General features: G+C 75.1%; 18 protein-coding genes and 1 pseudogene. 4 read left to right on the top strand and 15 right to left on the bottom strand.

Translation table 11 applies throughout. From position 1 onward, the window contains the following. Window positions 1–149 precede the first annotated feature (149 nt). Window positions 150–1,961 carry a proline--tRNA ligase gene (locus FS882_RS11035; protein ID WP_158373116.1) on the bottom strand — a complete coding sequence of 604 codons (1,812 nt, stop codon included), beginning with the start codon at window positions 1,959–1,961 and terminating at the stop codon, window positions 150–152. Between the two features lie 55 nt (window positions 1,962–2,016). On the opposite strand from FS882_RS11035, the gene FS882_RS11030 reads away from it, so the two are divergent. Next, on the top strand, window positions 2,017–2,922 hold the full coding sequence (locus FS882_RS11030) for an Fpg/Nei family DNA glycosylase (protein WP_158373115.1): 906 nt from the start codon (window positions 2,017–2,019) through the stop codon (window positions 2,920–2,922). Between the two features lie 108 nt (window positions 2,923–3,030). Continuing rightward, window positions 3,031–4,200 carry an LCP family protein gene (locus FS882_RS11025; protein ID WP_158373114.1) on the top strand — a complete coding sequence of 390 codons (1,170 nt, stop codon included), beginning with the start codon at window positions 3,031–3,033 and terminating at the stop codon, window positions 4,198–4,200. On the opposite strand, the gene FS882_RS11020 is transcribed toward FS882_RS11025, so the two are convergent. The 4 genes from FS882_RS11020 to FS882_RS11005 all read right to left on the bottom strand — a co-directional run bounded on the left by FS882_RS11020 (window position 4,197) and on the right by FS882_RS11005 (window position 8,904). Then, entirely contained in the window at window positions 4,197–5,105 is a 909-nt protein-coding gene (locus tag FS882_RS11020; RefSeq protein ID WP_262348222.1) for a DUF4081 domain-containing GNAT family N-acetyltransferase, read from the bottom strand. The two genes, FS882_RS11025 and FS882_RS11020, sit on opposite strands and share 4 nt — an antisense overlap. Before the next feature lie 5 nt (window positions 5,106–5,110). Further along, window positions 5,111–6,247, bottom strand: a complete 1,137-nt coding sequence (gene ispG / locus FS882_RS11015; protein WP_222848198.1) for a flavodoxin-dependent (E)-4-hydroxy-3-methylbut-2-enyl-diphosphate synthase — start codon at window positions 6,245–6,247, stop codon at window positions 5,111–5,113. Between the two features lie 73 nt (window positions 6,248–6,320). Further along, entirely contained in the window at window positions 6,321–7,637 is a 1,317-nt protein-coding gene (locus FS882_RS11010; RefSeq protein WP_158373112.1) for a M50 family metallopeptidase, read from the bottom strand. 16 nt (window positions 7,638–7,653) lie between these two features. Further along, the gene (locus tag FS882_RS11005; RefSeq protein WP_158373111.1) at window positions 7,654–8,904 is read right to left on the bottom strand and encodes a sensor domain-containing diguanylate cyclase; all 1,251 of its coding nucleotides are present in this window, start codon (window positions 8,902–8,904) and stop codon (window positions 7,654–7,656) included. A gap of 200 nt (window positions 8,905–9,104) precedes the next feature. Between FS882_RS11005 and FS882_RS11000 the strand changes: the two genes are divergently transcribed. Further along, window positions 9,105–10,511, top strand: coding sequence for an NAD(P)/FAD-dependent oxidoreductase (locus FS882_RS11000; protein ID WP_187365260.1), 1,407 nt, complete (start codon window positions 9,105–9,107; stop codon window positions 10,509–10,511). Between the two features lie 29 nt (window positions 10,512–10,540). Here FS882_RS11000 and dxr read toward each other — a convergent pair whose 3' ends face one another. From dxr to rpsB, 8 genes are all read right to left on the bottom strand, one after another. Beyond that, window positions 10,541–11,725 (bottom strand): 1-deoxy-D-xylulose-5-phosphate reductoisomerase, encoded by a 1,185-nt coding sequence (dxr, locus tag FS882_RS10995; protein WP_158373109.1) that lies wholly within the window; start codon window positions 11,723–11,725, stop codon window positions 10,541–10,543. 25 nt (window positions 11,726–11,750) lie between these two features. Further along, window positions 11,751–12,308, bottom strand: coding sequence for a DivIVA domain-containing protein (locus tag FS882_RS10990; RefSeq protein WP_158373108.1), 558 nt, complete (start codon window positions 12,306–12,308; stop codon window positions 11,751–11,753). Next, a complete protein-coding gene (gene rlmN / locus FS882_RS10985) occupies window positions 12,308–13,432 on the bottom strand; it encodes a 23S rRNA (adenine(2503)-C(2))-methyltransferase RlmN (protein WP_158373107.1) in 1,125 nt (374 codons plus the stop codon). Before rlmN ends, FS882_RS10990 begins: the two co-directional genes overlap by 1 nt. Window positions 13,433–13,508: 76 nt before the next feature. Further along, the gene (locus tag FS882_RS10980; protein WP_158373106.1) at window positions 13,509–14,366 is read right to left on the bottom strand and encodes a phosphatidate cytidylyltransferase; all 858 of its coding nucleotides are present in this window, start codon (window positions 14,364–14,366) and stop codon (window positions 13,509–13,511) included. Then, window positions 14,366–14,923 (bottom strand): ribosome recycling factor, encoded by a 558-nt coding sequence (frr, locus tag FS882_RS10975; RefSeq protein WP_158373105.1) that lies wholly within the window; start codon window positions 14,921–14,923, stop codon window positions 14,366–14,368. The genes FS882_RS10980 and frr overlap by 1 nt, the downstream gene beginning before the upstream one ends. A 61-nt stretch (window positions 14,924–14,984) precedes the next feature. Beyond that, window positions 14,985–15,704 carry a UMP kinase gene (gene pyrH, locus FS882_RS10970; protein ID WP_158373104.1) on the bottom strand — a complete coding sequence of 240 codons (720 nt, stop codon included), beginning with the start codon at window positions 15,702–15,704 and terminating at the stop codon, window positions 14,985–14,987. A gap of 91 nt (window positions 15,705–15,795) precedes the next feature. Next, window positions 15,796–16,641, bottom strand: coding sequence for a translation elongation factor Ts (tsf, locus tag FS882_RS10965; RefSeq protein WP_158373103.1), 846 nt, complete (start codon window positions 16,639–16,641; stop codon window positions 15,796–15,798). A gap of 44 nt (window positions 16,642–16,685) precedes the next feature. After that, on the bottom strand, window positions 16,686–17,639 hold the full coding sequence (gene rpsB, locus FS882_RS10960) for a 30S ribosomal protein S2 (protein ID WP_158373102.1): 954 nt from the start codon (window positions 17,637–17,639) through the stop codon (window positions 16,686–16,688). 446 nt (window positions 17,640–18,085) lie between these two features. On the opposite strand from rpsB, the pseudogene FS882_RS10955 reads away from it, so the two are divergent. Further along, window positions 18,086–18,598: pseudogene (locus FS882_RS10955) on the top strand (M23 family metallopeptidase); the annotation flags it as partial. Between the two features lie 78 nt (window positions 18,599–18,676). On the opposite strand, the gene whiG reads toward FS882_RS10955, so the two are convergent. Next, on the bottom strand, window positions 18,677–19,705 hold the full coding sequence (whiG, locus tag FS882_RS10950) for an RNA polymerase sigma factor WhiG (protein ID WP_158373101.1): 1,029 nt from the start codon (window positions 19,703–19,705) through the stop codon (window positions 18,677–18,679). A gap of 20 nt (window positions 19,706–19,725) precedes the next feature. Further along, window positions 19,726–20,613, bottom strand: coding sequence for a tyrosine recombinase XerC (locus FS882_RS10945; RefSeq protein WP_158373100.1), 888 nt, complete (start codon window positions 20,611–20,613; stop codon window positions 19,726–19,728). Window positions 20,614–21,003: the final 390 nt, after the last annotated feature.

Here is a 21,003-nt window from a genome sequence, read left to right as displayed (position 1 = left end):
GGGGTTCGAGGGGCTTGAACCCCGCCAGAAGTGCAGGGTCGCGGGGAGGGTGGCGGGCGGGTCCGTTCCGCCTACGCGTTCCGGCCCGGCCTCCCGCAGTCACGGGAGGCCGGGCCGGAAGCCGTAGGCCTGGCGAGCGCCGGGCGCCGTCAGCGCGCCAGGAGCGCGTCCACCAGCTCCGCCACGCGGTCCGCGGCCTCGGCGACCGGGACCTGCTCGGCCTGCGGCCCGCCCTCGACGACCACGCGCGGCCGCACCTCGACCAGCCCGTCCGCGAGCCCGCGGCCCACGACGACGGTCAGCGGCACGCCCAACAGCTCGGCGTCGGCGAACTTCACGCCGGGCGAGACCTTGAACCGGTCGTCGTACAGCACCTCGATGCCCCGCGCGTCCAGGGTCTGCGCCAGGGACTCGGCGGCCTCGAACACCGTGGCGTCCTTGCCGGTCGCGACGATCTGCACGTGCGCCGGGGCCACGCCCGCGGGCCAGGCGAGGCCGCGGTCGTCGTGGTTCGCCTCGGCCAGCGCCGCCAGCACGCGGGACACGCCGATGCCGTACGAGCCCATCGTGACGACCTGGGACTTGCCGTTCTGGTCGAGCACGGTCAGGCCCAGCGCCTGGGCGTACTTGCGGCCCAGCTGGAAGATGTGGCCGATCTCGATGCCGCGCGCGAGCTCCAGCGGGCCCGAGCCGTCGGGGGCCTCGTCGCCGGCGCGCACCTCGGCGGCCTCCACGGTGCCGTCCGCGGTGAAGTCGCGGCCGGCCACGAGGTCGAACACGTGCTTGCCGGGCTCGTTCGCGCCGGTGATCCACCGGGTGCCGGAGACCACGCGTGGGTCGAGCAGGTAGCGCGCCGCGGTGCGACCCTCGGCGTCGGCGGCCAGGCCCTCGGGGTTCGGGCCGAGCGCGAGCGGGCCGATGTAGCCCTTGACCAGCTCGGGGTGCGCGGCGAAGTCGGCCTCGACGGCCGGCTCGACCTCGGCCGGGGCCACGGCGGCCTCCAGGCGCTTGAGGTCGACCTCGCGGTCGCCGGGCAGGCCGACGACGAGCAGCTCGCGCACGCCGGTCGGCTGGACCAGCGCCAGCACGACGTTCTTCAGCGTGTCGGCCGCGGTCCACGCGCGGTCCGGGCGGGCGAACCGCTCGTTGGCGACCGCGACCAGCGACTCGATCGTCGGGGTGTCCGGGGTGTCCTCGACGTGCGCGGCGGGCGCGTCGTCGTACGGCAGCGCCGGCGGCACCGGGGTCGTGACGGCCTCGACGTTGGCGGCGTAGCCGCCCGGCGAGCGCACGAACGTGTCCTCGCCGATCGCCGTCGGGTTGAGGAACTCCTCCGAGCGCGAGCCGCCCATCGCGCCGGACGTCGCGGCCACGATCACGTACTCGAGGCCGAGGCGCTCGAACACCCGCTGGTACGCGGCCCGCTGCGCGGCGTAGGACGCGTCCAGGCCGGCGTCGTCCACGTCGAAGGAGTAGGCGTCCTTCATGATGAACTCGCGGCCGCGGATCAGGCCGGCGCGCGGCCGGGCCTCGTCGCGGTACTTGGTCTGGATCTGGAACAGCGTCAGCGGCAGGTCCTTGTACGACGAGTACAGGTCCTTGACCAGGAGCGTGAACATCTCCTCGTGCGTCGGCGCGAGCAGGTAGTCGTTCTCCCGGCGGTCCCGCAGCCGGAACAGGTTCGGGCCGTACTCGGTCCACCGCCCGGTCGCCTCGTACGGCTCGCGCGGCAGCAGCGCCGGGAAGTGCACCTCCTGCGCGCCGGCGGCGGCCATCTCCTCGCGCACGACCTGCTCGACCTTGCCCAGCACCCGCAGGCCCAGCGGCAGCCAGGTGTAGATGCCGGGGGCGGCGCGGCGGATGTAGCCGGCGCGGACGAGCAGCTTGTGGCTGGCCACCTCCGCGTCGGCCGGGTCCTCGCGCAGGGTGCGGACGAAGAGCGTGGACAGGCGTAGCAGCATGGGCCGCAGCCTAGTGGGCGTGCCAGGTGTCGGACGCCTGGGCCACCATGGGGGCATGCCCGAGCTGCCCGAGGTCGAGTCGCTGGCCGCCTTCCTGCGCGAGCGCGCCGTGGGGCGCACCGTCGCAGGGGTCGAGGTCGGGGCGATCAGCGCGCTCAAGACGTTCCGCCCCGCGCCCACGGACCTGACCGGCGGCACCGTCGTGTCCGCGGGCCGGCACGGCAAGTGGCTGGACCTGGGCGTCGCGCCCCCGGCCGCCGGCGGCGGGTCGGGCGAGCCGCTGCACCTCGTGTTCCACCTGGCGCGCGCGGGCTGGCTGCGCTGGTCCGAGCAGCTGCCCGCGACCCCGGTGCGGCCGGGGAAGTCGCCGCTCGCGCTGCGCGTGCGGCTGGACGACGGGTCCGGCTTCGACCTGACCGAGGCGGGCACCCGCAAGCGGCTCGCGGTGCACGTCGTGGCCGACCCGGCGGACGTGCCGCAGATCGCGACGCTGGGGGTCGAGCCGCTGTCCGAGGAGTTCACCCCGGAGCGGCTCGGCGCGCTCATGGCGGCGCGCAACCAGCAGATCAAGGGCCTGCTGCGCGACCAGGGCACGATCGCCGGCATCGGCAACGCCTACTCCGACGAGATCCTGCTCGTCGCGCGCACGAGCCCGTTCGCCCTCACCCGGTCCTTCGACGCCGACGCCGTCGCGCGGCTGCACGCCGCCACGGTCGGGGTGCTGCGCGAGGCCGTCGCCACCGCCGCGGGCCGGCCCGCCGCGGAGCTCAAGGACGCCAAGCGCCGCGGGATGCGGGTGCACGGCCGCACCGGCGAGCCGTGCCCGGGCTGGGACGGGGTCCCGTGCGGCGACACCGTGCACGAGGTGTCGTTCGCCGACTCCTCCCTGCAGTACTGCCCGACCTGCCAGACCGGCGGCAAGCCGCTCGCCGACCGCCGCATGTCGCGGCTGCTGCGCTGACGCCGCCGCGGCGGCGCCCCGGGCTTCACACCTCCCGCACAGGATCCCTGCGAGGACTCTCCGCCCTCGCCGAGCGCCCCCCGCGGGGTCCTCCCTACCGTGGGTGGCATGCCCGAGACCCCCCGCAGCGGCGACCGCGCCGTCCGGCACAGCCGCGCCGTGCAGCGGCCCGCCCGGCACGTCCGCCCCGCCCGCAGCGCCGCGGGCCGCCGCGTCGCCCGCGTCGCCGCCGCGACCGTCGGCGTCCTCGCGCTCGGCGGCACCTCCGGCGCCGTGGCGCTCTACGCGCAGGTGCAGGGCGGGATCGACGCGGCCGACGTCGACCAGTTCCTCGGCGACGACCGCCCCACCGCGGTCGAGCCGGACCCCGTCGACGGCTACGCGGGCCGGCCGCTGAACATCCTGGTGATGGGCACCGACGTCCGCGACGGCGAGAACGCCGCCCTCGCGGGCGAGGTCGACGGCATGCGGTCCGACACCACGATGCTCGTGCACCTGTCGGCCGACCGCAGCCGGGTCGACGTCGTCTCGATCCCGCGCGACTCGCTGGTCGACATCCCGTCGTGCATCCTCGAGGACGGCAGCACCACGGAGCCGCGCTCCGACCAGATGTTCAACGAGGCGTTCTCGATCGGCGCGGGCGACACCGGCAACCTCGCCGCCGCGGCCGCGTGCACGCGACGGACCTTCGAGCAGGCCAGCGGCCTGCGCACCGACGAGAGCGTCGTCGTGAAGATGGACGGCGTCCGGGACGTCATCGACGCCCTGGGCGGGGTCCCGATGGACCTGCCCGAGGCGATGGACTCCCCCAAGGCCGGGCTGCACGTCCCCGCCGGCCCGCAGACCTTCGACGGCACCACCGCGCTGCAGTTCCTCCGGGCCCGCACGGGCACCGGCAACGGGCTCGAGATGGGGTCCGACCTCGCGCGCATCGAGCGGCAGCAGCAGCTGGTCGACGCGCTGGCGGCCCAGGTCCAGGGTGCCGGGCTGCTGACCGACCCCGGCACCCTGATGCCGGTGCTGTCGTCCGTCACGCGCTCGCTGTCCATCAGCGAGGGCCTCGCGGACGTGCGCGACCTGGCCGGCCTCGCGCTCACCCTGCGCGACGTCGACCCGGCGACGCTGCAGCCGGTGACCGTGCCGGTGGCCGCGGCGCCGCAGGACCGCGACCGCGTCGTGTGGACGTCGCAGGCGCAGGACCTGTGGGACCGCCTGGCGGCCGACCAGCCGCTGGCGGACGCCACCGCGACGACGGCCGGCGCGACCGCCGGCGCCTAGAACAGCACCGTCGCGTACGTCCCGACCCGGCGGAAGCCCACGGCGCGGTACGCCGCGAGCGCCCGCTCGTTGTAGTGGTTCGCGTACAGGGACACCGTCGGCGCCACGTCGCGGCGGGTGAGGGCGACCACGGCCGCCATCCCGGCCTCGGAGAGCCGCTCGCCGCGGCGCGTCGGCTCGACCCACACGCCCTGCACCTGCGCCACGCCGCCGGCGACGGCCCCCAGCTCGGCCTTGAACACCACCTGGGGCGACCCGTCGTCGCCGGGGTCGACCCGGACGAACGACCGGCCCTCGCGGACCAGCGAGCGCACCCGCGCCTCGTACGCCCCGCCGGTGCCGCCGATCGGCGAGTAGCCGACCTCCTCGGTGAACATGCGCACGCAGGCCGGCAGCACCAGCTCGTACTCCTCGGGCACCGACCGGCGGACCGCGGGGTCGGGGGCCACGGCCGGGTCGCCGTCGATCACCATCGAGGGCTGCTCGGCGCGCACCTCCCGCACGGCGCCCCAGGCGGGCGCCAGTCGCTCCCACAGCGGCAGCACCGCGTCGGCGTCGCCGACGACGGACGAGCACCGCCGCCCCTGCGCCCGGCCCATCGCCGCGAACGCGTCCAGCGCCGCCGCACGCTCCCGGGCGTCCGGGGCGACGGGGACCAGGTTCGCGCCCGCCCACGCCAGCGCGACGAGCGTCCCGTCGACCTCGTAGCCCCACAGCTGACCGCCGGAGCGCCGCAGCCCGACGGCCGCCGCCTGCTCCAGCCGGGTGGTGGCGAGCACCGCGGCGACCGGGTCCTGCGCGCACAGCGCGAGCGCGCGCGGCAGGTCGGCGTCGGACAGCACCCGGGCGCCGCCCGTGCCGGCCGGCGGCCGCCCCGCCGCCAGGTCCTCCCAGAGCCCGCGCACCGGCGTCAGCCCACCGTCACCACGGGGCCGCCGGCGCCGCCCTCGGCCGGCTCCATGCTCTCGGCGATCCGCATCGCCTCGTCGATCAGCGTCTCGACGATGGCCGACTCCGGCACGGTGCGCACGACCTCGCCGCGCACGAAGATCTGCCCCTTGCCGTTGCCGGACGCGACGCCGAGATCGGCCTCGCGCGCCTCGCCCGGCCCGTTGACGACGCAGCCCATCACGGCGACGCGCAGCGGCACCTCCAGGCCCTCGAGCCCGGCGGTGACCCGCTCGGCGAGCGAGTACACGTCGACCTGCGCGCGCCCGCACGACGGGCAGGACACGATCTCGAGCTTGCGCGGCCGGAGGTTGAGCGACTGCAGGATGCTGATGCCGACCTTGACCTCCTCGACCGGCGGCGCCGAGAGGGACACCCGGATCGTGTCGCCGATGCCCTTGCTGAGCAGCGCCCCGAACGCGGTCGCCGACTTGATGGTGCCCTGGAACGCCGGGCCCGCCTCGGTGACGCCGAGGTGCAGCGGCCAGTCGCCGCGCTCGGACAGCAGCTCGTAGGCGCGCACCATCACGACCGGGTCGTTGTGCTTCACCGAGATCTTGAAGTCGTGGAAGTCGTGCTCCTCGAACAGCGACGCCTCCCACACGGCCGACTCGACCAGCGCCTCCGGCGTGGCCTTGCCGTACTTCGCCAGCAGCCGCGGGTCGAGCGAGCCGGCGTTGACGCCGATCCGCAGCGAGACCCCGGCGTCGGACGCGGCGCGGGCGATCTCCTTGACCTGGTCGTCGAACTTCCGGATGTTGCCCGGGTTCACCCGCACCGCGGCGCAGCCGGCGTCGATGGCCGCGAACACGTACCGGGGCTGGAAGTGGATGTCGGCGACCACCGGGATCTGCGACTTGCGCGCGATCGCGGGCAGCGCGTCCGCGTCGTCCTGGCTGGGCACCGCCACGCGGACGATGTCGCAGCCGGCCGCGGTCAGCTCGGCGATCTGCTGGAGGGTCGCGTTGACGTCGGCGGTCAGCGTGGTGGTCATGGACTGCACGCTGACCGGGGCGTCACCCCCGACCTCGACCTTGCCCACGCGGATCTTCCGGGTCGGCCGGCGGGGGGCCAGCACCGGCGGAGGAGCCTCCGGCATGCCCAGGCTGATGGGGGTGCTCACCGGCTCATCATCGCACCGGACGGCCGCTGCGCGCCCGACACGGCGCGGCTCAGCCGAACGTGACCGGCGCGACGATGTCCGCGTAGGCCAGCAGCAGGCCCATCCCGCCGAGCACGACGAACACCGCGAGCGCCACCGGCTGCAGCCGCGCCGCGTCCGCGGGCCGCGGGCGGGGCAGCTTCCGCAGCCGCGCGACCTGCCGCTTGAGGCCCTCCCAGAGCGCCGCCGCGACGTGACCGCCGTCCAGCGGCACCAGCGGGATCAGGTTGAAGACGAACAGCGCGATGTTCAGCGACGCGAGCAGGCTGAGCATCCCCGACACCCGCTCCGCGACCCCGACGCCCGTGGCGTCCGAGGAGGCCACCTCACCGGCCAGCCGGGCCACACCGACCGGACCGAGCACGCCCTCGGCGCTGCGCTCCCCGTCGCCGAAGGCGCTCTCGGCGATGCCCACCAGGTTCGCGGGCAGGGTGACGACGGCCTTCATCGTCTGCACCACCGCGTCGCCGGTCAGCGTCACGACCTCGGACAGCGGCTGGCGCTGCAGCTCGGTCCCGGGGCTGACGCCGAGGAACCCGACCTCGCGGGTCACCGGGTCGCCCGCGTCGTCGAGGACGACCTGCCCGGCGTCGTCGGTCACGGGGCGCTCGGCGACCACGGGGGTCACCGTCAGCTCCACGCGCGCGCCGTCCCGCTCCACGACGACCGGCACCGGCTCCGCTCCTGTTCCCCGGATCAGCCCGCTGAGCTGCTCCCAGGACGTGATCGCCACGCCGTCGTACGACACCACGGTGTCGCCCGGCCGCAGGCCCGCCTCCGCGCCCGGGGCGGCCGGGTCGTCCGCGGCGCACTCGGTCGCGGTGGAGCTCGCCGGCAGCACGCACTGGCTGACCGAGGACAGGGTCGTGCTCGCGCCCTGCACGCCGATGCCGACCAGCACCACGGCCAGCAGCACCACCGCGATGACCAGGTTCATCACCGGGCCGCCGAGCATGACGACCAGCTTCTTCGGCGTCGACAGCCGGTAGAACGCCCGGTGGTCCTCCCCCGGGCGGATCTCCTCCGCGCTCGCCTCGCGGGCGTCCGCGGCGATCCGGCTGAAGAACCCGCGCACCGGCGGGTTCCCGACCGCCTCGGGCGTCGGGTACATGCCGATCAGCCGGACGTAGCCGCCGAGCGGGATCGCCTTCACGCCGTACTCGGTCTCGCCCTTCGTGCGGGACCACAGCGTCGGGCCGAAGCCGACCATGTACTGGCTGACCCGCACGCCGAACTTCTTGGCGGGCACCATGTGGCCGACCTCGTGCAGCGCGATGGACACGAGGATGCCCACGACGAACACCACGACGCCGATCGCGTAGGCCATGCGGGAGGTCTCCGTTTCAGTGCGGCTGCCCGCCGAGCGGGTCGGCCCGGCGGGGGTGGGACGACCCCCCATCCTGCCCCGGATTCCTGGGGACGCGCTGGACGTCGGCCAGGTCGGGGGGCGCGGGGTTCGGCGGGTCCTCGTCGTCGTCGACCGCCACCCGGTCCCGGCCCGCTCGCTTCGCCCGGTACATCAGCGCGTCCACCCGCCCGATCGCCGCCGCCGGCTCCTCCCCCGCCCGCAGCGCGGTCACGCCGAGGCTCGCCGTCACGTCCACCGGCGCCTGCGCGCGCACCGCCCCCGGGACCGCGGCCCGCAGCCGCTCGGCCAGCGCCCGGGCGTCCCCCGCACCCGTCCCCGGGGCGACCACCAGGAACTCCTCCCCGCCGAGCCGGGCCACCAGGTCGCCGGACCGCACGTGCTGCTCCAGCGCCCGGGCGACCGCCACCAGCACGCGGTCACCGACGGTGTGCCCGTGCACGTCGTTGACGGCCTTGAACCGGTCGAGATCGAGGTACACGAGCGCGACGTCCAGGCCGGAGCCGACGACCCGCGCCTGGTAGGCGAGCTCGTCCTCCAGCCGGCGGCGGTTCGCGGCGCCGGTCAGCGGGTCGCGGTAGGCCATCTCGCGCATCGACGCCGCCTCCGCGCTCGCCCGCTCGGCGACCTGGAACGCGCGGGCCGCGTGCTCCTTCGTGCGGGACAGCACCCAGACCATCGCCGCGAGCACCGCCAGGTACACCGCGTACCGCGCCAGGTCGACCGCGTGCTGGCGGGTCTCGGGACCGGACGGCCCCAGTGCGAGCCCCGCCCAGCCCACGCCGAGCGTCGCGAGCACCACCGCACCCGCGTGCAGCGCCGCGAACCGGGTCGGGAACACCAGGTAGCCGATCACCACGAACAGGGCCAGGCCCATGAACGTCGTCGGGAACAGCGCGTCCCAGCCGCCGCCGGTCGCGGTCGCCAGCCGGCTGCCCATCGTCACCAGCCAGAGCACGTCCAGCCCGGTCAGCACGACCCGGGAGACCGGCACGGTCGCCGCCGGGCGCCGCAGCACCAGCCAGGCGAACAGCAGGACCACGACCAGGAGCACCGGGGACGCCGCCCGCAGCAGCGCGTCGTCCCGGCGCAGGACGGCCACCGCGGCGACGGACACCGCCCCGAACAGCAGGCACACCAGCAGCACGCGCCGGATCAGGCCCAGCGTGGGGTCGCCGGACCTGCGGGCGACCGGCAGGTCCCGCGGCGGTGGTGCGGGTGCGGACATGGCGGCTCGTTCCGGGCGGTCCGGGCGGCGGGGGCGCTGCTGGCGGGGTGGGCTGGTCGTGGCACGGTACCCCGCGCCGCCCCGCGCCGGAGGGGTGCGGACCCCGGTCGCGCGCGGGATCACCCGTCCGGCGACGACCTTGCACCTCCGGGGACGGACCCTACGATCGGTGCGACGGCCGACGACCCCCGGGAGGCGACGTGGACGACGTGCACGAGGTGGGGCCCGGCACCGACCGCTCCGCCCTCGCGCTGCGGTGGAGCACCGGGGGCGACCCGTCGTCGCGGTCCCTGTGGTTCGACCAGGCGGAGGCCGCGGACCCGCGCCCGGCGCGCGACCCGCTCGACGGGGACACCACCGCGGACGTCGTCGTCGTGGGCGCGGGCCTCACCGGCCTGTGGACCGCGTACTACCTCCTCGAGGCGGACCCCGCCCTCGACGTGCTCGTGGTCGAGCGGGACGTCGCCGGGGCCGGGGCGAGCGGGCGGACCGGCGGCTGGTTCGGCGCCGGGCCCGCGTCCGCCGCGGCCCGGGTCGCCGCGGCGCACGGCCCGGACGCCGCCCGGACCGCGCGCGCCGCCCTGCGCGACGCCGTCGTCGAGGTGGGCGGCGTCGCCGCGGCCGAGCAGATCGACGGCGACGTGGCGGTCGGCGGCCTGCTCACCGTCGCCCGCACCCCGGCCCAGCTCGCCCGCCTCGCCGCCGAGGCGGAGGCCGCGCGGGCGTGGGGCGACGAGGTGGAGCTGCTCGGGCCGGACGACGTGGCCGGGTCGGCGCGGGTGCCCGGCGCGCTCGGCGGCACCCTCGCCCCCGACGTCGGTCGGCTGCAGCCCGTCGCGCTCGTCCGGGGCCTCGTCGACGTGCTGACCGCGCACGGCGCCCGCGTGGCCGAGGGCACCCGCGCCCTGCGGCTCTCCCCCGGCGCCGTCGTCACCGACCAGGGCACCGTGCGCGCACCCCTCGTCGTGCGCGCCACGGGCGGCGGGCGCCCCGCGGGCGGCCGGCACGCCGTCGCCACCGCGCCGCTGGGCGAGGACGTCTGGGCGGCGCTCGGCCTGCGGCGCGGGGTCGTCCTCGCGGACGCCGGCCACCGCCCCGTCCGGGCCCTGCGCACCGCCGACGACCGGCTCGTCCTCAGCCTGCGGACCGCCCGGCAGCCCCCCGCACCGTCCGGCCAGGACCTCGCCGCCGGTCTGCGCCTGCACCGGGCGCTGGGCGGCCTGCTGCCCCCCGGTGCGGAGGCGCGGACCACCCACGCGTGGGGCGTCGCGCTCGCCGGGGGCCCGCTGCCCGCGCTCGGGTTCGACGCCGGTGCGGGGCTCGCGTGGGCGGACGGCAGCGGGGACGACGGCGTCGCGGCGGGGAACCTCGCCGGGCGGACCCTCGCGGACCTGCTGACCGGGGGTGACGGGGCGCTGACGCGGCTGCCGTGGGTGGTGCGCGGTCCGGCGGGCCCCGGGTCGGGCGGCCTGGACGGCGCGGCCACGCGGCGGCTCACGGACCGGCTCGCGGGGGCGCTCCGGGACGGCGCGGCCGCCCTGGCCGACCGGGAGGAGCGCGCCACGGGCCGCCCGAGCCTGCTCACCGGTCTCGCGGGCGAGGACTGACCCGGCACGCGCGACCCGGCGGCCCCGTCTCAGGCCGCGGCGACGCGCTCCCGGGCGCGGGCGCGGGCCCAGTCCTCGGCCGCCTGCACGTCCGCGACGTCCCGCACGGGGCCGCCGTCGTGCGCGGCCAGCACCTCCTCGACGGTCTCCACGATCCCGAGGAACCCGATCCGTCCGGCGAGGAACGCCGCCACGGCCTCCTCGTTGGCGGCGTTGTACACCGCCGGGTGCGTGGCGGAGGCGGCGACGGCCGCCCGGGCCAGGCCGACGGCGCCGAACGTGTCCTCGTCCAGCGGCTCGAACTCCCACGCCCCCGCGCGCGTCCAGTCCACCGGCGCGGCGGCCCCGGGCAGCCGGTCGGGCCAGGACAGCCCGAGGGCGATCGGCAGCCGCATGTCGGGCGGGGACGCCTGGGCGATCGTCGACCCGTCGGCGAACTCGACCATCGAGTGCACGACGGACTGCGGGTGCACGACCACCTGGATGTCGGCCACCGGCACGTCGAACAGCAGGTGCGCCTCGATCAGCTCGAGCCCCTTGTTCACGAGCGTCGCCGAGTTGATCGTCACGACCGGCCCCATCGACCAGGTCGGGTGCGCGAGCGCCTGCTCGGGCGTCACGTCCGCGAGCTCGGCGCGGGTCCGGCCGCGGAACGGCCCGCCCGACGCGGTGAGCACCAGCCGGCGGACCTCGGCGCGCCGGCCGCCGCGCAGGCACTGGGCGATCGCCGAGTGCTCCGAGTCCACCGGGACGACCTGCCCGGGGCGCTGCACCGCGGCCCGCACCAGCGGGCCGCCGGCCACCAGCGACTCCTTGTTGGCCAGCGCCAGCACGCTGCCCGAGCCGAGCGCGGCGAGCGTCGGCCCGAGCCCGACCGACCCGGTGATGCCGTTGAGCACGACGTCCGCCCCGCGGGCGGCGAGCTGCGACGCCGCGTCGGGCCCCGTGAGCACCTCGACGCCGACCTGGCGCAGCCCCGCCTCGGCGCAGGCGCGCACGACCTCGGCGAACACGGTGCCGGCGGCGTCCGGGTCGGCCACGGCCACCGTCTGCGCGCCGAGCGCCACGGCCTGCCGCGCCAGCCCGACCGGGTCGGACCCGCCCGCGCTGATCCCGGTCACCCGGAACCGGTCGGGGTTCCGCGTGATCACGTCGACGGCCTGGGTGCCGATCGATCCGGTGGAGCCGAGCAGGACGACGGTGCGCGCGTTCATCCGCCCCATCCTGCCCGAGCGGAGGTCACTCCGCGGCGAGCAGCACGTCCACGGCGCGCTCGAGGAACGCGTCGACCGGCCCCTCGGCGTAGGCGCGGGCGCCCTTGCGGCGCGCGAACACCGCGGAGCGCACCTCCTGGGCGCTGAGGGGCGCGTTGGTGTCGAAGTACGCGACGAGCCGGTCGCACAGGGCGTCCACCTCGGCGACGTCGTAGCCCGCCTGGCGGCCCTTCGGGTGGGCGAACCGCTCGCCGGCGGGACGCGTCAGCCGGCCGTACAGGCTCCGGGCCTGCTCGGCGAGCGTCTCCATCCACGCCTGGCGGCCGCGGTCGGCGATGAAGTCGGCGCGGGACCGGGCCACGAACGCCGCCTCCAGGCGGTCGAGCGCGGCGTCGACCGCCGTGGTGGAGTACCCGTGCCGGACGAGGTCGAACGCGACGGTCCGCACGTCACGGCTGGACAGCGCACCGGCGGGGCCCTGCTCGTAGACCGTCCGGGCGTGGGTGAAGAAGTCGTCGACCTCCTCGGGGTGGTACCCCGTCCGCATCCCGGTGACCCGCCGGAACATGGCGCCGCCGCTCATCAGTCCTCCTCAGCCGCCAGCTGGCCGCACGCACCGTCGATGTCGGACCCACGGGTGTCCCGGACGGTGGTCGGGATGCCGTGTGCGCGCAAGCGTGCCACGAACTCCTGCTCCACCGCGGGATCGCTCGCCGTCCACTTCGACCCGGGCGTGGGGTTCAGCGGGATGGGGTTGCAGTGCACCCAGCCGCGGCCCCGCCGGTTGAGCTCGGTGCCCAGCAGGTCGGCGCGCCACGCCTGGTCGTTGATGTCGCGCATCAGCGCGTACTCGATGGACACCCGGCGCCCGGTCGCCTGGAAGTACTCGTAGGCGGCGTCGATCGTCTCGGCGACGCTCCACCGGGTGTTGATCGGCACCAGCTCGTTGCGCAGCTCGTCGTCCGGCGCGTGCAGCGACAGCGCGAGCGTCACCGGGATGCCCTCCTTCGCGAGCTTGCGCATCGCGGGCACCAGGCCGACCGTCGAGACGGTGATGTTGCGGGCCGACATGCCCAGGCCGTCGGGGACCGGCGCGACCATGCGGCGCACCGTCTCCATGACGGTCTTGTAGTTCGCGAGCGGCTCGCCCATGCCCATGAACACGACGTTCGACAGCCGGGTCGGCCCACCGGGCACCTCGCCGGCCTCCAGCGCGGCGGCCGCGGCACGCACCTGCTCGACGACCTCCGCCGTCGACAGGTTGCGGGTGAGCCCGAGCTGGCCGGTGGCGCAGAACGGGCAGGCCATGCCGCAGCCCGCCTGGCTGGACACGCAGAGCGTGGACCGGTGCGCGTACCGCATGAGCACCGACTCGACCTTGGCGCCGTCGAACAGGTGCCAGAGCGTCTTGACCGTGGTGCCGCCGTCCGCCTGCAGCGTGCGCGCGGCGGTGAGCAGCGGCGGGAACAGCGCCTCGACCAGCTTGTCGCGGCTCGCCGCGGGCAGGTCCGTCATCGCCGCGGGGTCGACCGTCAGGTGGCTGAAGTAGTGCGTCGCGAGCTGCTTCGCGCGCAGCGGCTTCTCGCCGAGCGCGGTCACGGCCTCGACGCGCTCGGAGGGCGTGAGGTCGACGAAGTGCTTCGGCGGCTTGCCGCGGGCCCCGCGGGTCGGGGCCGACAGGTTGAGTGCGACGGGCGTGGCGCTCACGCGGTCCTCCTCGGGGGCGTGGTGGTGATCGTGTCGGGTGGGGCTGGGTGCCGGCTGGGAGCCGACCGGTGCGACGTCAGGCGCCGACGACGGGCTGGAGCGCCTCGAGCAGCAGGTAGACCACCGGGGCGGCCAGCAGCATCGAGTCGATCCGGTCCAGGATGCCGCCGTGCCCCGGCAGCAGGGTGCCCATGTCCTTGAGCTCGAGGTCGCGCTTGATGAGCGACTCCCCCAGGTCGCCCAGCGTCGCGACCACGACGGTGGCGACGCCCAGCAGCGCACCCACGGCGGGGTCCCCGTCGAACATGAGGTGCACGCCCAGCACGCCGACCACGGAGGCCAGCACGACCGAGCCGAGCAGGCCCTCCCAGGTCTTCTTGGGGCTGACCGACGGCGCCAGCGGGTGCCGGCCGATCAGGACGCCGACGACGTAGCCGCCGGTGTCGTTCGCGACGCACAGCAGGATGAACAGCGCCACCCGCATCGCGCCGTCCTCGGCCGCCAGCATCAGCATGACGAACCCGGCCATGAGCGGCAGGTACGCCGCCGCGAACACCCCCGAGGTGGCGTCACGCACCGCCCGCGGGCCGCTGCCGTCGAGCACCCGCCAGACGACGATGCCCCCGACGGTCAGCACGAAGGCGACGAACAGCGCCTCCATCCCCGCCACGTACGCCGAGACGAGGATGCCCACGTCGCCGACGAGCAGCGGCAGCACCGGGATGTGCACGCCCCTGCGGGCGAACGCCTGCGCCAGCTCCCACAGCCCGGCCCCCACCGCCGCGACCGCGATGAGGCCGAAGACCTCCCTGCGGATGAACAGCGACGCGGCGACGAGGACCAGGAGCCCGAGGCCGACGGCGACGGCGACGGGCAGATCACGCCCGGCACGCGAGGTGCCGGGCGCCGGGGCGACAGCGGGCTGGGACGACATCAGACCTCGAGCAGCTCGGTCTCCTTGGAGGACAGGAGCTGGTCGACCAGGTCGACGTGCCGCTTGGTGACGGCCTCGAGCTCCTTCTCCGCGCGCACGACCTCGTCCTCGCCGGCCTCCCCGTCCTTGACCAGGCGGTCCAGCTCGTCCTTGGCGCGGCGGCGCACGTTGCGCACCGAGATGCGCGCGTCCTCGGCCTTGGTCTTCGCCAGCTTCACGAACTCCTTGCGGCGCTCGGTGGTCAGCGCGGGCAGGGTCACGCGGATGACGTTGCCGTCGTTCGTCGGGTTCACACCCAGGTCCGAGTCGCGCAGCGCCTTCTCGATCCCCTGCATCGACGACTTGTCGAACGGGGAGATCAGGATCGTGCGCGCCTCGGTGACGTTGAACGACGCCAGCTGCTGCAGCGGCGTCGGGCTGCCGTAGTAGTCGACCGTGATCTTGTTGAACATCGCCGCGTTCGCACGGCCCGTGCGGATCGCGGCGAAGTCCTCCTTGGCGACCTCGACGGCCTTGTCCATCTTCTCCTCGGCCTCGAGGAGGATCTCGTCGATCACGGTTGCTCCTTGTCGTTCTGGTCCAGCGTGGTGGCGTGCGGCCGGGCGGGTCGCCGGGCGGTCAGTCCTCGGTGACCAGCGTCCCGATCTTCTCACCCCGGAGCACCCGGGTGACGTTGCCCGCCTCCTCGAGCCCGAACACCCGCATGCGCACGCCGTTGTCGCGGCACATGGACAGGGCGGTCGAGTCCATCACGCCGAGCTCCTGGACGATCGCCTCGGTGTAGGTGAGGTGGTCGAGCTTCGTCGCCGTGGGGTCGGTGCGCGGGTCCGCGGTGTAGACGCCGTCCACGCCGTTCTTGCCCATCAGCACCTCGTCGCAGTGCGTCTCGAGGGCGCGCTGCACGCAGACCGTGTCCGTCGAGAAGTACGGCATGCCGGCGCCGGCGCCGAAGATCACGACCCGGCCCTTCTCCAGGTGCCGGATGGCGCGCAGCGGGATGTACGGCTCGGCGACCTGGCCCATCGTGATGGCGGTCTGCACGCGCGTGTCCACGCCGGCCTGCTCCAGGAAGTCCTGCAGCGCCAGGCAGTTCATGACCGTGCCCAGCATGCCCATGTAGTCCGCGCGCGCCCGGTCGAGCCCGTTCTGGGCCAGCTCGGCGCCGCGGAAGAAGTTGCCGCCCCCGCAGACGATCGCGACCTGCACGCCGTCGGCGACCGCGGCCCCGATCTCGGCGGCCACCCGGCGCACGACGCCGGCGTCCAGGCCGATCGCCCCGCCTCCGAACGCCTCGCCCGACAGCTTCAGGAGCACCCGTCGCGGCTGGGTCTCGGTCATGGGGTTCCTCCAGGTCGTCGGCGGGTGGCTGCGGGGATCTCGCACCGGTGGCCCCGGCCCGTACGGGCCGGGGCCACCGGGTGTGGCGTCGTCAGGCGCCGACGCGGAACCGCACGAAGCCGGTCACCGTGCCGCCGACCTCGGCGAGCACCTGGGCGATCGACTTCTTCGGGTCCTTCGCGAACGGCTGGTCCAGCAGGACGACGTCCTTGAAGTACCCGTTGAGGCGGCCCTCGACGATCTTCGGCAGCGCGGCCTCGGGCTTGCCCTCGTTGCGGGCGGTCTCCTCGGCGATGCGGCGCTCGTTCTCGACCGTCTCGGCCGGGACCTCGTCGCGCGTCAGGTAGGTCGGCGAGAACGCGGCGACGTGCGTCGCGATGTCGCGCGCCACCTCGGCGCCCTTGGCGTCGGTCGCGACGAGCACGCCGACCTGCGGGGGGAGGTCCTTGTTCACCTTGTGCAGGTAGACGGCGACCTTCTCGCCGGCGACGCGGGCCACGCGGCGCACGACGACCTTCTCGCCGAGCACGGCGGCCGTCTCGTCGACGACGTCCTGCAGGGACTTGCCCTCGACGTCCGCGGACAGCAGCGCGTCCGCGTCGCGGGCGCCGGAGGCGACCGCCGTGGCGAGCACCTTCTCCGACAGGGTGATGAACGTGGCGTTCTTGGCGACGAAGTCCGTCTCCGAGTTCACCTCGACGATCACACCGACCTCGTCCTCGCCGTCGCCGGCGGTGACGACCTCGGCCGCGACCAGGCCGTCGGAGGCCGAGCGGCCCTCGCGCTTGGAGACGCCCTTCAGGCCCTTGACGCGGATGATCTCGAGCGCCTTGTCGGCGTCGCCCTCCGCCTCCTCGAGCGCCTTCTTGACGTCCATCATGCCCGCGCCGGTCTTCTCGCGGAGCGCCTTGATGTCGGCCATGGAGTAGTTGGCCATCTGTTCCGTCCTAACTCGTCAGTGCGTGCGATGAGCGGGCCGGGTCACTCGGACTCGGCGTCGCCCTCGGACTCGGCGGCGGCGGTCTCGGTCGCGGCGGCCTCGGCAGCGGCCTCGACGGCCGGAGCGGCGTCCTGGCCCGGGGTGGCAGCACCCTCGGCCGGGGTCGGCTCGCCCGCGGGGGCCTCGTCGGCGGTCGCCTGCGTGGCGGCCAGCGACTCCTCGGCACCGGCCAGGAGCTCGCGCTCCCACTCGGCCAGCGGCTCGGACTCGGCCGACGCGGCCTCGGCGCCACCCTGGCGGCCCGAGTGGCGCTGCAGCGTGCCCTCGGCGGCCGCGTCCGCGATCACGCGGGTCAGCAGCTGCACGGCGCGGATCGCGTCGTCGTTGCCCGGGATCGGGTAGTCGACGACGTCCGGGTCGCAGTTGGTGTCGAGGATCGCGACGATCGGGATGCCGAGCTTGCGCGCCTCGTCGACGGCCAGGTGCTCCTTGTTGGTGTCCACGATCCACACCGCGGACGGGGTCCGGGTCATGTCGCGGATGCCGCCCAGCGTCTTCGCGAGCTTGTCCTTCTCGCGACGCATGATGAGGAGCTCCTTCTTCGTGTACGCGCTCCCCGCGACGTCGTCGAAGTCGATGAGCTCGAGCTCCTTGAGGCGCTGCAGGCGCTTGTTCACCGTCTGGAAGTTGGTGAGCATGCCGCCCAGCCAGCGCTGGTTGACGTAGGGCATCCCGACGCGGGCGGCCTGCTCGGCCACCGGCTCCTGGGCCTGCTTCTTCGTGCCGACGAACAGGATGGTGCCGCCGTGGGCGACCGTCTCCTTGACGAAGTCGTACGCGCGGTCGATGTAGGACAGCGACTGCTGCAGGTCGACGATGTAGATGCCGTTGCGCTCGGTGAAGATGAAGCGCTTCATCTTGGGGTTCCAGCGGCGGGTCTGGTGCCCGAAGTGGACACCGCTCTCGAGCAGCTGGCGCATGGTCACGACGGCCATGGTGGTCCTTCCGCGCGCCCGCGTCGGGGGCGCGCACAGTGATCGCGGGCCCGCCTCGGCGCACCCGCTCGTCCGGTTGTCGACGCCTCCCGGTCGGGACGCGCCCCTGGCGCCACGCCCTTGCCGACACCGGGCCCCTGGGGTCCCGGACCGCTGCCGGCGCCGGCCCTCCGCACGCACCTCTCCCGCCGGGGCGGTGGGGTGTGTGCGTCGGTGATGACGCGCGATGTCGACCGGCACGCACCGGTCGCAGGAAGGAGTCTACCGGACCGCCGCCAGCGCCCGGACCGGCGCCGGACCCGGGCGGGCGTGACGTGCGCGACGCCGACGTGGCGCCCGTGCCGCCCACGCGCCCGAGCCTCTCACGCGACCCTCCGGTCCGGAGGCGGGCGCCGAGTCCTCCACAGCGCGCCCGACGCGTCGCGTCCCCAGGCGGGACGTCTGGGATGCCGTCCGGCCCGCGCGTCCGGCGCACCCTCGGTGCCATGTCCGCCGTCCCGCTCCCCCACCGGGTCCTGACCGGAGCGCTGCTGCTGGCGCTGGTCGGGGCCCTGGTGCCGACCGCGCGCGCCGTCCTCGGGCCGGCCCCGACCCTCGCCGTCGTCGCCGCCGCCGACGGGTGGCGCCCGCCGGTCGAGCCGGTGGTCGTCGTCGAGCCGTTCGACGGCCCGGACGTCCCGTGGGCCGCCGGGCACCGCGGCGTCGACCTGGACGCACCCGTCGGCACGCGCGTGCTCGCACCCCGCGCCGGTGTCGTCACGTTCGCGGGCGTCGTGGTGGACCGGCCCGTGCTCACCGTCCGGCACGACGACGGGCTGCGGAGCTCCGTCGAGCCGGTCGCCGCGGCGGTCGCGGTGGGCGACCGGGTCGCGGCCGGGGCGGTGGTCGGGAGCGTGACCGCCGACCGCAGCCACTGCGCCCCGACGTGCCTGCACTGGGGCGTGCGCGACGGCGACGCCTACCTCGACCCGGTGCTGCTGCTCCGCGGCGGCCCGGTGGTGCTGCTCGCCGACGGCACCGGGGCCGCCGGGACCGGGTCAGCCGCGGTCGGCCTCGGTCAGCCGCGCGCGCAGGCGCAGCATCGCGGCCGTGTGCATCTGCGAGATGCGGGACTCCGTCACGCCCAGGACGCGACCGATCTCCGCGAGCGTCATGCCCTCGTAGTAGTAGAGGACCAGGACGAGCTTCTCCCGCTCGCCGAGCTGGTCGATCGCCCGCGCCAGCAGGAACTTGGTCTCCTGCGCCTCGAAGGAGTTCTCGGGGTCCGGGGTGCGGTCGTCGCCGAGGGTGTCCAGCAGCGACAGCCGGTCGCCGCGGTCCTCCCCCGCCCCGAGCAGCTCGTCCAGGGCCGCGACGTTCACGGTGGACAGCTGGGTGAACAGCGCCCGCAGCTCGCGGATGTCCATCTGCAGCCGCGCCGCCACCTCGGACTCGGTCGGCACGCGGTGCAGCGCGCTCTCCAGCTCCGCGTAGGCGCGGTCGACCGCGCGGGCCTTCGTCCGCACCGAGCGCGGGATCCAGTCCATCGCGCGCAGCTCGTCGATGATCGCCCCGCGGATGCGCGCGCTCGCGTACGTCTCGAACTTGACCGAGCGGCCCGGCTCGTACTTCTCGATCGCGTCGATCAGGCCGAACATGCCGTACGACACCAGGTCGGCCTGCTCCACCATCGCCGGCAGGCGCATGCCGACCCGCCCGGCGACCGCGGTGACCAGCGGCGCGTAGTGCAGGATCAGCCGCTCGCGCACCAGACGGTCGCCGCCCGACTTGAACAGCTGCCAGTCCTGCGCGACGGGGTCCACCACGGGGTCCGCGAGCGCGTCGAGCTCGTCCAGCTCCGGGTCCTCGACCGCGGTCAGCGTCACGACCGCCTCGAGCACGGCGTCGTCGAGGTCGACCTCCGCGGCCTCGGTGGCGACGGCGATCGCCCCGGCGGCGTCGAGGTCGAGGTCGTCGACCTCCGGCGACTGCTGCCGCGGGATGACGCCGAGGGGCGCGGTGGGCGCACCCGCCCCGCGGCGCGACGAGGCAGCCAGCGGGACCGTGTCCTCAGCCGGAACTGACATGGGCCTCTCCATCTCGGACGTCATGCGCGGGGGTGGGCCTGCTCGAAGGACGCGCGGAGGCGGTCCGCGGTCACGTGGGTGTAGCGCTGCGTGGTGGCGAGGCTCGCGTGGCCCAGCACCTCCTGCACGCTGCGGAGGTCGGACCCGCCCTCGAGGAGGTGGGTGGCGACCGAGTGCCGGAGCGCGTGGGGGGCCACGTCGCTCACGCCGGCGGCGGCGGACACGTCGTGCACAGCCTGGCGCAGCTGGCGCTGGTCCGCACGTCCGCCGCGCCGGCCGAGCAGCAGCGCCGGCCCCGAGGTCTCCGTCGCGAGCACCGGGCGACCCCGCGTCAGCCAGGCCTCGACGGCCTCGACCGCGAGCTCCCCGACCGGGACGACGCGCTGCTTGTCGCCCTTGCCCGTGAGCCGGATCGTGCGCGTGGCCAGGTCCAGGTCGTCGACGTCGGCGCCGCACAGCTCGCCGACGCGCGCGCCGGTGGCGTACAGCAGCTCCAGCGCCGCCCAGTCCCGGAGGTGGACCGGGTCGCCGTCGTCCGCGCGCACCCGGGCCGTGTCCAGGAGCGCGGCGGCCGAGCCCTGGTCCAGCACGGTCGGCAGGTGCGACGCGGGCCGGGCGCTCGCCAGACGCAGCGCCGGGTCCTGCGCGACGCGCCCGGTGCGGGCCGCCCACGCGAAGAAGGTGCGCGCCGCCGCACCACGCCGGGCGAGCGTCGCCCGGCTGCGCTCGGCGGACGCCATCGAGGCGAGCCAGCCGCGCAGGACCGCGATGTCGACGCCCGTCAGCTCGGGCACCCCGTGCCGGCGCGCGTAGGCCGCGAGGTCGTCCAGGTCGCCCAGGTAGGCCCGCACGGTGTTCTCGGAGAGCCCCCGCTGGGCGCGCAGGTGGAGCGCGAAGGCGTCGGTCATCGGGGAGGTCCCCCGAGCCGAGTCCACTGCTGCCCCCGTGTGCACGGCACTACGGTCACCTGTCACACCTCCGGGCGACAAGCGGTCTGTGGCGCGTTTCACCCACCCCTGTACGAATCACGGTCATATGTCCGATTCCATGTCGGGATTTCCTACCGTTCGGCAGCGGTTCCGGCGTGACCGCGTCCACCTGTCGGACACGTCCCCGTCGTGTCGTGGGTCGTCCGAGCGGGTGAATGCGTTTTCCTGGGCGCGATCCTGCCAGAGGCAGGGCTGCGCGCGGTTTGACCAGGGGCCGCACGGGTGAACGCCGGCGCTGCGCCCTCGTCTGCGAATTCCCGACCGCCGATACGGCTTTGCGTCCCAGCGGGTCCGGGAATGTCCTGCATC

Source organism: Cellulosimicrobium cellulans, from assembly GCF_007679345.1.
Taxonomy (GTDB): Bacteria; Actinomycetota; Actinomycetes; order Actinomycetales; family Cellulomonadaceae; genus Cellulomonas; species Cellulomonas cellulans_A.
Note: the sequence above shows the minus strand (reverse complement) of the source record. Positions and strands in the feature narration are given on the sequence as shown.